8 protein-coding genes are annotated in these 14,854 nt (G+C 66.6%); 2 read left to right on the forward strand and 6 right to left on the reverse strand.

All coding sequences use genetic code 11. The annotated features are described in order from the left end of the window. Positions 1–7: 7 nt before the first annotated feature. The 5 genes from AC04ME_RS08320 to AC04ME_RS08340 all read right to left on the reverse strand — a co-directional run bounded on the left by AC04ME_RS08320 (position 8) and on the right by AC04ME_RS08340 (position 10,114). Positions 8–1,126: a polysaccharide pyruvyl transferase family protein gene (locus tag AC04ME_RS08320; protein ID WP_475434518.1), complete on the reverse strand. Its 1,119-nt coding sequence runs from the start codon at positions 1,124–1,126 to the stop codon at positions 8–10. A 151-nt stretch (positions 1,127–1,277) separates the two neighbouring features. Beyond that, positions 1,278–4,343 (reverse strand): glycosyltransferase, encoded by a 3,066-nt coding sequence (locus AC04ME_RS08325; protein ID WP_475434520.1) that lies wholly within the window; start codon positions 4,341–4,343, stop codon positions 1,278–1,280. Between the two features lie 57 nt (positions 4,344–4,400). Beyond that, a complete protein-coding gene (locus AC04ME_RS08330) occupies positions 4,401–6,779 on the reverse strand; it encodes a glycosyltransferase (RefSeq protein ID WP_475434522.1) in 2,379 nt (792 codons plus the stop codon). 11 nt (positions 6,780–6,790) lie between these two features. Then, positions 6,791–9,130 (reverse strand): glycosyltransferase, encoded by a 2,340-nt coding sequence (locus AC04ME_RS08335; protein WP_475434524.1) that lies wholly within the window; start codon positions 9,128–9,130, stop codon positions 6,791–6,793. A gap of 15 nt (positions 9,131–9,145) precedes the next feature. Further along, positions 9,146–10,114 (reverse strand): hypothetical protein, encoded by a 969-nt coding sequence (locus AC04ME_RS08340; RefSeq protein ID WP_475434526.1) that lies wholly within the window; start codon positions 10,112–10,114, stop codon positions 9,146–9,148. Between the two features lie 96 nt (positions 10,115–10,210). Between AC04ME_RS08340 and AC04ME_RS08345 the strand changes: the two genes are divergently transcribed. Further along, entirely contained in the window at positions 10,211–11,260 is a 1,050-nt protein-coding gene (locus tag AC04ME_RS08345) for a hypothetical protein (protein WP_079113402.1), read from the forward strand. Between the two features lie 16 nt (positions 11,261–11,276). Here AC04ME_RS08345 and AC04ME_RS08350 read toward each other — a convergent pair whose 3' ends face one another. Beyond that, the gene (locus AC04ME_RS08350) at positions 11,277–13,610 is read right to left on the reverse strand and encodes a glycosyltransferase (RefSeq protein ID WP_475434529.1); all 2,334 of its coding nucleotides are present in this window, start codon (positions 13,608–13,610) and stop codon (positions 11,277–11,279) included. A gap of 40 nt (positions 13,611–13,650) precedes the next feature. Between AC04ME_RS08350 and AC04ME_RS08355 the strand changes: the two genes are divergently transcribed. After that, positions 13,651–14,817 carry a nucleotide sugar dehydrogenase gene (locus AC04ME_RS08355; RefSeq protein WP_042538732.1) on the forward strand — a complete coding sequence of 389 codons (1,167 nt, stop codon included), beginning with the start codon at positions 13,651–13,653 and terminating at the stop codon, positions 14,815–14,817. Positions 14,818–14,854: the final 37 nt, after the last annotated feature.

Genomic DNA, 14,854 nt, shown 5'->3' on the forward strand with positions numbered 1-14,854 from the left:
ACGGTCGCTACCGGACGGCGACCGTCCGGGCAGCGCCCTGCAACGCGCTTCGAAGCTCACCCCAGTGTTCGTCGATTCTGCGGAGAGCCGGCTCGATATCCATGGGGGCCAGTGCGGCGTTCTCACCGCGGGATCCGAGGACATTCAGGGCCTCGTCCCAGCTCGAGACGAGGCGTTCCTCGGCGTCGAGGTGAGCAAGGACTCCCCGGAACTTGTGCTGGGCGGCGTGGCTGGCGACGATCAGTCCGGGAACTCCGAACGACGCGGCCGTGATGAACCCGTGCATGGACGAGCCTATGTACGCGCAGGAGCGAGAGATCACGTAGGCGATGTCCTCTACAGCCTTCGGCGCGCTGAACGCGACGGGATCGGATTGCATCTGTGCAGCCACCGTCTCGGCGAAGTCGTCGTCGCCGTGGCACGGCCCTATGGCGATGAGTACGATCGTCGCCTGAAGTGTCGCTGAAAGCTCATCGAGACGTCTGGCGAGCGACGTGACATCGCCGCCCTTGTAACGGGCATTGATGTGCACAGCTGCGAACCGGGAGTCCAACATCGCCGCCAGGCGCGGCGGCACGTCCAGGTTCGCAGGGGCACTCGCGGTGAACATGTCGCGGAGTTCCAACGCGGAATCCGGCACCACCGTGACTCCCGGGACACCGATGGATCGGAGTACCTCTTGGCTGTAGGTGTCACGAACAGAGAGGTAGTCGGCTCTGGCGGCGAAGCGACGCATCAAGGGAGTCGCCACCTTGCCCGGCACTTTGGGAACGCCAGGAGCATTCACCACCAACGGAATCCGTTGTCTCGTTGCGAGTTGCGTGGCACCGAGCCACAATCGCGGGTACGCCACCCTGCTCACGCTCTTGTAGGTGGCGAGGTTGGTCCCGTTGTCATGAATGATGTTCCCGCCGCCGACAACGACGGCGTCGAATTCGGTTCCTGCTCGCTGTACCTCAGCCAGAGAATGACTGACGGCAACATCGCGGTAGACCGGGATACCGCCGACCGGCGATATATGAACAATCTCATCCGCGATGTCCGCGAGTCGCCATTCCAGAAGACGGGGGAACAGGAGATCGCCGTAGTTGGCGACGTCGAATGTGCCGAAGTGAGCAATTCGCACTAGGTCTCCAAGTCTTCCTGCAGGATGCGGCCATTCAGGTCAGAGCGGGCCGAGGCGCCGGAGCTGCTCGTCGAACCGGGCACGTGCGGGACGGGCGCGGAACCTTCGGGGGGTCTTGTGACCGGCGACGCTGTCACGAACTATACAAGCGTCAGCTGCGCCGCGACAGCGCCGCTTCGAGAAGCGTGCGAGCGCGTGAGTCGAACGAGTGATCCGCTCGGATCCTCGACGAGATCTCGGTCATCTGCTCGGTCGACGGCATCCAGCTTCGATCGGTGACGAGCTCGCGCATACGCTCAACCGAGTCCGCGACGACCACGGCACCTTCGAAGATCTCGAGGCCGTCGATGGCGTCGCTGATCAGCGGTGTTCCGCAGGCGAGGGCATCGAACGTGCGGTTGTTGATGAAACCCCATTCCGCCATGTCGGAGAAGTGGTCATTGAGAACGATGTTCGCCGACCTGTAGGCGTGCGGCAGGCGATCGGTGTCGAGATACCCATCGCGCACATACCGCTCGGGCGCGAACTTGTGCCAGCCGGGACCCCAGAGGCCCACAGGAGCTTCGGCCTGCACAGCCATCCCCACGATGGCGCGTCCGAATTCGTGCCCGTGACTTCCGCCGACGAAGATCAGATCGTCGGGCTCACTGACCGGGTCCAGGTCGGGCCGGAAGCGTTCAGGCGACGTCGCCTGCAGAAGCGGCTCGATGGTTCGACCGGAGCGTGCCGACATCCACGCGGCCCACTTCTCCGAGGCGGCATACACGAGGTCGTATCCGCGAACCTCGTCGACAGTCACCAGCTCCGGTCGGCTGATCACCCAGAGGATGTTGACAGCCCCGGGTTGCGGAGGGATCGCGTGGCGTCCTCGCAGTGTCAGCACGACGTCGTCGAGGTACGAGGTCGACCGGGTCCAGGCCTCGTGCCGATCTGTGACCACCTGCTGCCCCTGAGACCTGAGTGCACGTGCGAGATCGGCCGCGAACGGGATGTCGCCCCAGTGATCGCCGCCCCGCGTGCACGGAACGCCGGTCTTGATGGCCCAGCGCAACTGCGTGGGCGACGTCGCGGATGCGGACTCCAGACGACGCGACTCTCTCAGCAGCACTGGATTGGCCGTCGGCTGCCCAGGGCTGAAGGTCGGCGCGAAGCCGGCGACCGTCATACCCAGAGCGCCGTAGCGGTCTCGGTCGTCGGGTGTGCTCTGTCCGTGCCAACGCTCGAGATAGGTGCGGCGATTCTGCACCTGTCGGCGTTCGCGATAGGCACTGGTGCCCGGCTGATGAACGACGATCGCTCGCGGTTCGCATTCGAATCGAGCCGTGGGCATCTCGCGCTTCGCCCGGTGGCAGAAGTCCACGTCTTCGAGCCCATTCGCATACATCGGATCGAACCCCGAGAGCTCGGCGAAGATCGCGGCGTCGAAAAGACTGGCGCTGGCGCTGATGGCGGTCAGGTCATCAGTCCGTACGACTGCGGCGTCGTCGATTGTGAGATTCGCGAGAAGCCCACTCGGCAGGGGCAGTTCATCGTAGAAGGCATAGCCGGCGTGCTGCACTGTGTAGTCCCGGTTCACCAGGAGGGCTTGAACACCGGCTGCCCCGCGCTCCCGCCGCCTCGTCGACAGTGCCTCGAGCCAACCGTCTCGGGCATCCGCATCAGGGTCGAGGAACGCGACCTGAGCGCCCGTGGTGAGGGAGAACCCGTAGTTGGCCGCGAGGGCGAAGTTGTTGTTCGCCGGGAGGCGAACGTACCGGACTCGCGGTTCGCTCATGTAACGGAGGGTCAGATGCCGACCGACCGCAGCACGTGAACCGTTGTCGATGATGACGACCTCGAGATCGTCATCGAAGGACTGCAGGAGACGGTCGATGGAGCGAGCTGCATGCCCTGTCGATCCGGCGACGACGGTCACGAGACTCGTGCGATCGGCGACGCGATCTACGACGGACCGTCGCGTGGCCTGCCAGTCGATGAGGTTGCGCTCAGTGACGACCCACTGCCAATGCTGTGACTCATTCTGAGTGATACGCCCGTCGGCACTCTTGTTGTCGTACTCGCATCCGACGAACGGGAGGTATTCGAGCCGTCCGAGCTTCGCCAGCCGAAGGACGAGGTCATAGTCCACCCAGCGGCGCAGCGTGACGTCGAAGACGCCAGTGGTCTGCAGGGCCTGCGCTCGGACGACCAGCACGTTCAGGTCGACGGAGTTCCCGAGCTGAAGGTCGGAGAGCTGCGCATCGCCTCCTCGATAGGCGACCTCGTCGTCGCCGTGCAGTCGCAGTCCTGCATGGGACGCGACGACGTCGGGAGCCGCGTCGAGGGCAGCCAACGACAGTTCGAGGAATCTGCGGGTCCAGCTGTTGTCACTGTCGAGGAACGCGATGAACTCCCCGCGTGCCTGTCCCAGCCCGGTGTTGCGGCTGGCTCCGACGCCCGCGTGTGGCCCCGCGAGAAGGCGCACCCGAGGGTCGGTGCGGGCGTATTCCGCGACGACGTCACGCGTGTTGTCGGTCGACCCATCATCGACGACGATCAACTCGAACTGATCATGAGTCTGCGCGAGCACGGATTCGATCGCCACACCCACGAGATCGGCTCGATTCAGAACCGGCATGATCACGGAGACGAGCGCCCGGGAGGGCGCACCCGCCGATGTGACGCTCGTGATCCACTGCTGTGTCTCTTCGTGGTCCCAGCTCTTGCGTCGCGGAGGCAGCGCGGCGGCCATCTGGTCTCGGTGGGTCTCCGCGAAATCGAGGGCCGCCCTGCGTGCCTCACCGAAAGTCGGAACGGCGCCCGCAAAGCCCTCAGGTACGGGGAGCAGCTGGTCCGGGCGGAGACGGGAGATCAGCTCGAGGGGGTCTTCATCTGTGAGTCGTGGATCGAACAACGGCCCCCATGCGTGTGTTCGCGCGTTGGGGCTGCGCAGATAGCTGAGCAACGTCGCCAGGCCGTCTCGCGCGCGAGTCGCATTACGGATGGTCGAAGGGAAGAACTCGATCTCTATCAGCGGGTGGGGCGAATACCCTGATCCGATGCCGTGAGCGAGATAGTGCTGCAGCGCCTGTCGAGGTGTCAGCCCCTTGAGCTGGAAGATCTCCGAGTAGTAGGAGTGGTCGAAAATCCCGCTCCTGAGCAACGCGCCCGTGGCGTACACGCGGCGTGCCTCGATGTACTGAGCCCGCGCCGTCTTCTTCAATCCTGCTACCGACACTCGCGATTCCCCCTGATATATGACGTTCTGTCTGATGCTATTCGATGTCGTCCGCACTCATGTCGAGGCGATCGCACGCCTCACGCGCTCAGCGGCAGGCCTCAGCCATGGTGCGCGCGCGAGCACAGCCCGCGCCGCGGGGGTCATCTTTCGCGAGATGTGTCGTGCGAACGCACCCCGCTTGCTCGTTCCGACGCCTTCGCCTCCGTCGCGCTGCCTCGTGCTCCGAGAAGGCGCGCGCGTTGCCGCATGCTGCTCGGCGAACATGATGGACAGGTCGACGATCTGCCGGACGTCGGCGAGAGTCGGTTCAGGCGACAGCGCGGACGGTAGCGTGCCGGAGACCAGCTCGCGGTACCACGAGGGGAAGTCGTGGGACAGCTCGCGACCAGCCGCGACCAGCGACGCGCGTGACATGCGTGCGTAGCGGGATGGATCGGCAGCGATCTCGGCGACCCGCCGGGCGAGCGCCTCAGCATCCCCCCACCTCGTCGCCGAGACGCCGTCGTTTCCGTGGGTCACGGCCAACCACGGCAGATCGTACATCGCGACGGGGAGACCGCGCGACTGCGCTTCGGGAATGGTGAGCGGGTAGCCCTCGATGATGCTGGTGTTCACGAAGAGATCGGAGGAGTCGATCGCCGAGAGGAGCGCTGCGCCATGTAGGGGTCCTACGGCCTGGACTCTCTCGCCCAGTCCCCGTTCCTTGACCAGTCCGTTCAGCCGGCCGGCCGTCATGTCGCGCCAGTCAGGGCCGATGATCCGCAGCCTGAAATCGACGCCCATCCGGTCGAGGTGCTCAGCCACGTCGATCAGCTCGCTCACACGTTTGGTTCGCTCCTGCAGGCGCCCCCACCAGACGAGTTCGATCCGGCGGCCAGCAGGCGCGCGCCTCGGGGCGGCCACGATCCCAGCGGTGAGCAGGTTCGGGGACGGCGGATTGGGCAGATACGACACGCGCGGCATCCCTCGCAGTTTCCAGAAGACGACGTCGAGGGGGGAGAGCACGACGAGATGCGAGAGCAGAGCGAAATAGCGGGGGGCGGATTCGAGTCGTGCGAGACCGAGCAACAGCGATCGGCCGGCGAAGTTGTGCGACCAGCCGATGGTGGCGACTCCCTCTGCGCGCGCCGCGAGGGCGAAGGCCTGCCATGACGTCGAGTACTGCCACTGATGATCGATCACGAGATCCACCTCATGGTGCGCGCACACCTCGGCCCACTGGGCGATCGCGCTGGCGAGGGTGTCCGCCGACACCTCAGCGAACCCCACCCCGGCCGGAAGGCTCGAGAGATCGCTCCCCGCCTCACGCGCGACGATCGTCACCCGCAACCCGGCCTCCTGCAGCACACGTGCCTGAGAGATCACGACGCCCGAGATCCCGCCGGTGCGGAGGTGATTGGTGGCGAGAACGATGCTGTGCACCGTCCGAGGTGCAAGGGGGATCGCGTCACCGTGCGCGGCGAGTGTGTCTATCGCCTCGGGCCAGTGCAGTGCGGTGGACTGCACGATGTCACCGGCAGACGCACGCGTAAAGAGGTCGGCGAACACCGCGCCCTGCAGATCCACTCGCGTGTGCTCCGCAAGATAGCGCGTGGTGTAGCCGATTATGGCGCGCCGGACGGATGCGTAGCTCGAGAGCACGAGATCGGAGTCGTCGCTCGTGCGGGCGATCCGTCGAACCGCGGGCTCGATCGAATCGATTGATCGGATGGCGCCCGCGTAGAACGAAGCGGTGGCGAGATCGCGCACTTTCCGACCGCTCCCGCCGCGCCCGAAGTGATAGCGGTAGAGACGGTCGGGGATCGACTCGAGGCGTCTGGCCAGCGATGCTGCGAGGAACATGATCGGCAGGTCGTTGACCCTCGGCAGCACGAGATCTGCAGGCGTGAGGGCGTATGCATCGGCGAGGATGCGCGTGCGGAACAGGTAACGCCACAGCTGCCCCTGGGCGGGGCGGTCGAGCGGGAAGAGTTCACGCAGCACGTCGCTTCCGGAGAGCGTCGGGTGCTTCGGCTGCAGACGCGACTCGAAGAGCCCGCCGGTGCGCCCGTCGAGATGCACCACATCCACCCCGAACTGCACGAGATCGGCGCCGGTCGCTGTCGCCTTCGCGAGCGCCGCCTCGGCGGCGGCCTCGGCGAGCTCATCGTCGCCGTCGAGGAAGAGCAGGTGTTCGGCCTTCGCCGCGAGGATCCCGGCGCGACGTGCTTGATACGCCGACGCGTTCTGCTCCTGACGGATCAGTCGAATACGAGGGTCGCTCGCGATGTGGCGTTCGACGATCGCGGCGGTGTCGTCCGTCGACGCGTCGTCGACGACGATGATCTCGATGGCTGTGAGAGTCTGCCGAACGCAACTGTCGAGTGCGCTGCTGATCACGTCCGCGTCGTTGAAGACAGGGACGACGATGGATACGAGGGGAGTCGCGTTCATGTGGTCTCTCGCTATCGGCGCAGAAGCATGCGTTTGACCTTCGTCGCTGCCGGTCGCACCCACGGGGCTGCATCGATGACGCGTCGGCCCAGCGGGGCCAGCCGACGTTCGATGCGACTGCCGAGAGCCAGAGTTCGCGAGTGAGTGCGGAGCGCGGGGGTGATCGTCGGTGACCGATCCGGTACGGGACGAGGGGGTGGGGTGCTTCGTTCGGCGAAGAAGACGAGGAGCTCGAGCACCTTGCGTCCGTCCTCCAGCGTCGGCTCGGGGGAGTGGTCGGTCGGGAGCTCCCCGCGAAGCAGCTGCTGGTAGAGCTGAGCGAAATCGTGCGAGGTCGCGTCGGCAGCCGCTGCCACCGAGGCGCGGGACATCGACTCGTATCGCGCCGGATCGGCGGCGAGGTCGGCGATCGCCCCGGCGAGAGCTTCGGGATCTTGTTGGGGGGTGGTGATGACTCCCGCGTTGCCCTGAATGAGGGAGAGCCACGGCAGGTCGTACATCGCGACCGGAAGGCCGCGCGACTGCGCCTCGGGCAGCGTCAGAGGGTAGCCCTCGATGATGCTCGTGTTGACGAAGACATCGGACGAGTCGATCACTTCGAGCAGGTCCGCGCCGTGCTGCGGCCCAGTGGCCTCGACACGCTCGGCCACTCCTCGGGCCGCCGCGAGAGCCCGCAGGCGATCCGCACTCATGTCCGCCCAATCGGGTCCGACGATCCGCAGGCGGAAATCGACCCCGAGCCGCTGCAGTGCCGACGCGACCTCCACGAGCTGCGTGACCTTCTTGGTGTGCTCTTCGAGTCGACCCCACCAGACGAGCTCCAGACGCCGGCCGATCGGCGCCGGCTTCTCGCCGCGTGCTCCCTCTGCGGCGAGGAGGAAGGGCGACGGCGGGTTCGGAAGGTAGCTCACATAGCGGATGCCCCGTAGCTTCCAGAACGCCACATCCAGTGGAGAGAGCACCACCAGATGCGCGAGCGCCTGAAGGTGGGTCTGCAACAGAGACTGCAGGTCGTTTCCGTTGTAAGTGGGACGCCCGGCGAAGTTGTGCACCCAGCCGATGGTCGCCGCCCCCGCTGTGCGGGCGGCCAGCGCGAAAGACGGCCAGTCGCGCGAGTACAGGATTCGGTGATCGACGACCACGTCGACGTCGAAGCGGCGGCAGAGCTGCGCCCACTGCGTCACGCGCTGACGTCGGCTGGTGCCGCTCAGCTGCACGAGCGTCGCCCCCTCGGGAACGAGCGACTCGGCGCTGCCGGCGCGGTGCGTGACGATCGTCACCCGATACCCCGCTCCGATCAGGAACCGCGCCTGGGTGAGCAGCACGCCGGAGACCCCGCCCGTGGTCAGGACGTTGGTCGTCAACAGCACGCTGCGCACCGGAGTGCGACCTAGTTCGAGGCGTTCCCCGTGAGCGGTGAGCGCCGGGATCGCGTCGGGAGCGAACGTCACGGCGGACGAGATGAGGTCGAGGTCGGCGACGCAGGCATGCAACTCCTCATACCCGCGAGCGCGCATCTCCTCTGGTAGCGCGGCCAAGGCGTCGAGCGCTTCCCCGATGACGGTGAGATAGGCCGTGGAGTAGCCGTCGAGCAGCGGTTCGGGGTCGGAGCTGTGACGTGCCCGCTCTCGGATGATCGCCTCGACGGCTTGGAACGAGGTGATGCCATGCAGTGCTCGCTCGAAGCGGCGCTCCGGCGCAGCCTCGACAGTGCTGTGGGACGCGCGGTCGACATGTTCCACCGTGCTGACGGCCGCGTACGAGGCGGCCGATGCATAGGCGAGAAGCACGGTGGCGCGCTCATCGACGAGGTGGTCAGGGGCAGTTGCGGCGTATACCTGTCTGAGCAGGCGAGTCTGGAACAGGTGACGCGAGATATCCAGCTCGGCCGCAGTGTCTCGCGGAACGAGGGCGCGGACGATGTCGGCTCCGTGAAGGTGGCCGGCGTCGGCAGAGTGCTTCCCGCGGTGGCGGCGAGCCTCTGTCGCATCGAGGGCGAATCCGACGAGCTCAGCATCTGTCTCCTCGGCGCGTCGATGCAGGCGCAGCGCCGTGCCACGCTGCACTGCGTCTCCCGGTTCGAGCAGCAGCACGTACGGCGCCTTCGCAGCTCTGACGCCCGCCCGACGGAGCTGCGTGTGAGCTGAATCAGAAGGCTCGATGATGGTGACGACGCGTTCATCGGACGAGAGGTCCGTCGCGACGGAGTCGGACCCGTCGGCGAGGACGCACACGACCTCGATCTGGGCGAGCGACTGCGCGAGACAGGACCGAATGCTGCGGTCGACGGCGTCTGCGGCCGCGTCCACAGCGATGATGAACGAGACGAGGGGAGTGGTGGGCGTCGTCATGGGAGTGGGTGCGGGTCAGCGCGCCGCTGCGGCGCCGCGATAGACGGCGCTGTACTGCGCGCTGATCAGGTTGGGGGCACGCGAATCGAGGTTCGGTCGACCGGTGGGAGGATCCGCTCGGAACGCGGCGAGTGTTCTCTCGAGAACATCGGCGGTCAGCGGACCGGTGTGACGTCGCACCCAGGAGGCGCCTACCTCCTCGGCAAGCGACCGTGTCTGCTCCGTGTCTTCGACGAGTATCGGTCGGTCCAGGGACAGGGCGAGCATGAGGATGCTCTGCGACCCGTAGGCTTCGGCTTCGCCGATGATCACGATCTCGGCCTGACTCACCTCGGAGACGCAGATGGCATCGGAGATGAGCTCGTCCCTCAAGGAGATCGATTCGGGGTGATCAGCGACGGTGCGCATGTACGCTTCCTCGTGCCCGACCGGCACCTTGCCTGCGACGCGCAGCGTCCAGTTGGGGAGGTCTGCGATGCCGAACACGGCGAGCGCGGTTCGGCACGATGGATGCAGGGTCGTGACCGCCGTGATCAGCAGGCRCCCTGGCACGGACTCCTGCCGAGGAAAGCCGAGGAACCGGTCGCGCAGGTGACTGTGGGCTACGACCTGCGCCGGTCGTCCATCCGCCGCGGTCATGGGGTACAGGGCCAGCACCGTCGTGGCGGCGCCGTCCACGATTGCCTCGGCTCGAGAGATGCCGCGATTCGCCTCCTCTCCGCGGAGTGTTCGCACGAGTGCGATGCGTCGTCGCCGCAGGAACCTGACGAAGCGTTTCGCGCGCCTCGTGCGCGCACGGGCACCATGGTCTCCGAGGACCGTGGCGATATCGGTCAGATGGATCACATCCACCCCGTGTGCGCGGAAGGGATCGGTGCGGAACTCCAACACCGCATCCTTCGGCGCTCGCCCCTCGGAGTCGTCGCCGATGAGCTGGTCGACATAGTCGACCCGATGACGAGGGGGACGGGAGGTGACGAGCACCGTCGGAACGGAAGCCTCTGTCGCGCCCTGTTCAGTCGCTGCCCCCGTCCTGGGAACGGGCACGGAGAACACAGAGCCACCATATAGTGGGGTGCAGTGATTGTGAAACCGACTCAGCATGTCTTCGCCCACCTCAGCGGGCAGGACGACAACCTCGGTGACTCTGCGTTGCGGCTGGCATATCTCGCCGCTCTGCGAGGCCAGGGACGGCATGTGCATCTCCATCTCGGGGAAGCGACGAGCGACTTCATGGCGGGGTTCGCGCCTGCGACCGACCTCACCGTCTACAACTCTCGAGCGGATTGGTCAGCTGCCGAAGCCGCGACGGCTCGTCCGGTGCTTGCGTTCAACGCCGGTGAGATCAACCCGCGCACGGGTCACTTTCCTGTCCTGGCGCGTGCTGCCGAGTGTGCGCGCGCTCTCGACGCAGGAGGGGCGCTGATCTTCGCGGGCATCGGCATCAAGAACGTCGACAGGCTGCAGGGTGTCGCCTTCGATCCGGTCATGCGTGAGGCCTCGGTGATGTCGTGGCGCGACCGGGGGTCTCGCGATGGTGCCGGTTTCGGCGATTTCGCGCCGGACTGGGCGTACTCAGAGGGTGCGTCTGTCGACGACTGGGCGCCGGCAACCGAGCGGCCGCTCATCGCCGTGACGATGCGCTTCGACCGCGCCTGGCCGGGGGAGGAGTGGCTCGCGGACGTGCGCGCGTTCGCGGCTGCGACGCAGACCCGGATCGTCACCGTGGCGCAGGTGGCGCGTGACGCGCCGCGAGCGGTGCACCTCGCGAGCGCTCTCGGCGGCGAGTACGTGATGCCCTCGAGCATGCGGCACGACGTGCTCGACGAATACGTGCGCGGCGTGTATCGGCAGTCGCTCGCCGTCGTCAGCGACCGGGCACACGGCCTCATCATCGGCGCGACCGAGGGCGCTTATCCGATCGGTTCGGGAAGCGACCCGAACAAGATCTCGCGGTTGCTGGCGGCGGTGGGGCTCGGGGACCTCGTGGGTCGGTACGACCAGTTCGGTGACTTCGCCCTTCGATTCGAGACTCACCTTCCGAGGCTCGCGCCGGCTGTGACTGCTGCCCGTGCCGAGATCGCAGACCTGACAGCGCGCATCCACGCGGCGATGGATGCCGTGGCCTAACGCCGGACTGGATGGCTCAGCGTGCGCCGAGCCATCCCTTCGCGCGGTGCGCGAGGGGCTGCAAGCCGGGAACGCGCCGCAGCGTCGCGCGTCCCAGCGGGGCTGCGGACTGCCACAGTCGCTTGCGCCAGGCCGCAGAGTCGGTCGACGTGACGGGGCGCCCGTTCGCACGCTGGGCGAAGAACACCAGCAGGCCGAGCAGCTGCCGGGCATCGTCGAGAGTCGGGAGCGGCGAGAACCTCGGCGGGAGCGCGCCGGTGACCACGTCGCGATAGAGCTGAGCGAAGTCGTGGTCGCGCGCCCGTGACGCAGCATCCAACGACGCCAGCGACAGCTGCGCATAGCGTTCGGGATCCGCGAGCGTCTCGGCGAGCCGGGAGGCGAGCCCTCGTGCGTCGCCCTGAGGTACGGCGACGAGGCCCTGATTCTCCTGCACGAGGGTGAGCCACGGCAGCTCGTACATGAAGACCGGCAACCCCCGAGCCTGTGCCTCGGCGATCGTGAGCTGGTACCCCTCGATGATGCTCGTCGAGATGAACGCATCCGCAGCATCGATCGCGGCGACAAGGGCAGCTCCTCGCCGCGGCCCGACGGCGGTGACGGCGTCGCCGACGCCCCGACGCCGTGCGAGCGCGTTGAGCTTCTTCGCGGTGACGTCGTCCCAGTCGGGGCCGATGATCGTGAGGTTGAACGGCACACCGAGAGCGCGCAGCTGCACGCTCACCTCGACGAGCTCCCGCACCTGCTTGGTGCGCTGCTCGAGTCGTCCCCACCACACCAGCTCGAGCCGACCCGACGGCGCGGGCTTCGCACCCGAGTGAGCCGCCGACTCGAGCATCAGCGGCGACGGGGGATTCGGCAGGTACGCGACGTGGTCGATGCCGCGCAGCCGGAAGTAGGCGACATCGAGTGGCGACAGCGTGACGAGCTGGGCGAGAGTGGGGCTGCACCGCTCGATGAGTGTCAGTCGATCGTTGCCGTCGTATACGGGGCGCGCGACGAAGTTGTGCAGCCAGCCGATCGTCGCCGCGCCCTCGGCTCGCGCCACGAGGGCGAACTCCGGCCAGGTGTCCATGTAGAGCACCTGGTGGTCGATGATCACATCGACCTCCTGCGCTCGGCAGATCTCAGCCCACTGCGTGAGCTGAGCGGGGAGCTGACGTGAGGCCAGTTCGATGAACGGGATGCCGACCGGCAGCACGCTCGCGTCGCTCCCGCCGTTGCGCGCCACGACGGTCACGCGATAACCCGCTTCGTGCAGATATCGCGCCTGCGAGGTGAGCACGGCCGAGACGCCCCCGGTGCGCAGCGTCGATGTGACGAGCAGGATGCTGCGCGCAGAACCCTCGGGCAGGCCCTGCCACGTCGTGTGGAACTTCAGGGCTTTCAGCGTCCCCGGATAGAACCGCGCGGCCGCATGCACGATGTCCTTTCCGCTCGCGACGGTGTGCAGATGCGCGAGAGCGCTGTCGAGCACGGCGTCGTCGCTGTGCTCGACGAGCTGAAAGCACACGTACCCGATGATCGACAGGCGCACGGACTCGTAGGTGTCGCGGACGAGGGCCGGGTCGGCATGTGACGCGGCGAGTGCCTCGACAGCCGGCCCGATCGCATCGACCGAGGTGATCGCCCCCGAGTAGAACTGCGCGCGTCCGACGGTGTCGACGCGATGGCCGCTGCCGCCGCGCCCGAAATGGTAGCGGTAGAGCTTGTCGGGAACGGCGGTGTAGCTGGTCGCGATCGCCGCCGCGAGGAAGAGCAGCGGGAGGTCGTTGACTCGGGGCAGCGAGAGGTCGTCGGCCACCAGGGAGTATGCCTCGCGCAGCACGCTCGTGCGGAACAGGAATCGCCAGAGTTGGCCCTGTGCCGGCTTGCTGACCGGGAAGAGCCCGCTCAGAACGTCTTTGCCGACCAGCGGATGCTGCGGCGGCTGCAGTCGCACCTCGTAGGGACTACCGGTGCGGCCGTCTCGTTCGACGACCGTGACGCCGAACCCGACGATGTCGGAATCCGTCGCCTCGGCCTGCGCGACCGCGGTCGCTGCGGCATCCGGCGTCAGCTCGTCGTCACCGTCGAGGAACATCACGCGTTCGGCGCTCGCCGCGAGGACCCCGGTGCGGCGTGCCTGGAACGCCGAGAGGTTGTGCTCATGGCGCACGACGCGCACGCGGGGGTCGCGCTGCCGGAACCGCTCGAGCACGGCGGCGGTGCCGTCGGTCGACGCATCGTCGACGCAGATGATCTCGATGTCGACGAGGGTCTGCGCGAGGGCGCTCTCGAGAGCAGTCGCGACGGTCGCATCGTCACCCGAGACCGGCATGACGATGGTGAGCAGAGGGCGCAGTGTCATCGCGGACGAGTCTATCCGCGGGCCGGGATAGCCTGAGGGCATGAAGATCGCCATCGCAGGGACCGGATACGTCGGCCTGTCCAACGCCGTCATCCTCGCCCAGCACCACGAGGTGTTCGCCGTCGACATCGACCCTGCGAAGGTGGAGATGCTCAGTCGTCGGGTCTCGCCGATCGCCGACGTCGAGCTCGAGGACTACCTCGCCACGCACGAACTCGACCTCACGGCGACGGTCGATGCTGACGCGGCCTATCGGGGTGCCGAGTTCGTCGTCGTCGCGACGCCGACGAACTACGACGAGGTCACCAACTATTTCGACACGTCCTCGGTCGAGAACGTCATCGACACCGTGCTCGCGGTGGCTCCCGATGCCGCGATCGTGATCAAGTCGACCGTGCCGGTGGGGTTCACCGCGCGGATGAAGGCGGCACATCCGGAGTCGAAGATCGTCTTCTCTCCGGAGTTCCTGCGAGAGGGGCGGGCGCTGCACGACAACCTCTATCCCTCGCGGATCGTCGTCGGAGACCGAGGCCCCGTCGGAGAGCGTTTCGCCGAACTTCTGCTCGAGGGCGCGATCGCCACCGACGTGCCGGTGCTGCTCACCGAGTCGACCGAGGCTGAGGCGATCAAGCTCTTCGCCAACACCTATCTGGCGCTGCGCGTGGCGTACTTCAACGAACTCGACACCTATGCGGTCGTGCACGGGCTCGACACCAAGCAGATCATCGAGGGCGTGGGACTCGACCCGCGCATCGGGTCGCACTACAACAACCCCTCCTTCGGCTACGGCGGATACTGCCTGCCGAAGGACACCAAGCAGCTGCTCGCGAACTACTCCAAGGTGCCGCAGAACCTCATCGCCGCGATCGTCGATGCCAACAGCACCCGCAAGGATTTCGTCGCCACCGACATCCTGGCCCGGGAGCCCCGCACCGTCGGCGTCTACCGCCTCGTCATGAAGTCGGGGTCTGACAACTTCAGGGCGTCGTCGATCCAGGGCATCATGAAGCGCATCAAGGCGAAGGGCGTCGAGGTGGTCGTCTACGAGCCGTCCCTCGACGAAGACGAGTTCTTCCACTCGGAGGTCGTGCGCGACCTCGACGAGTTCAAGGCCCGAGCCGATGTCATCATCGCCAATCGCTCGACGGATGCGCTCGACGACGTCGCCCACAAGATCTACACCCGCGACATCTACGGCCGCGACTGAGTCGCCTCCCGGGTGGCGGAATCGGCGTGTGGGGTAA

The sequence above is a fragment of the Microbacterium sp. LjRoot205 genome (genome assembly GCF_056175745.1).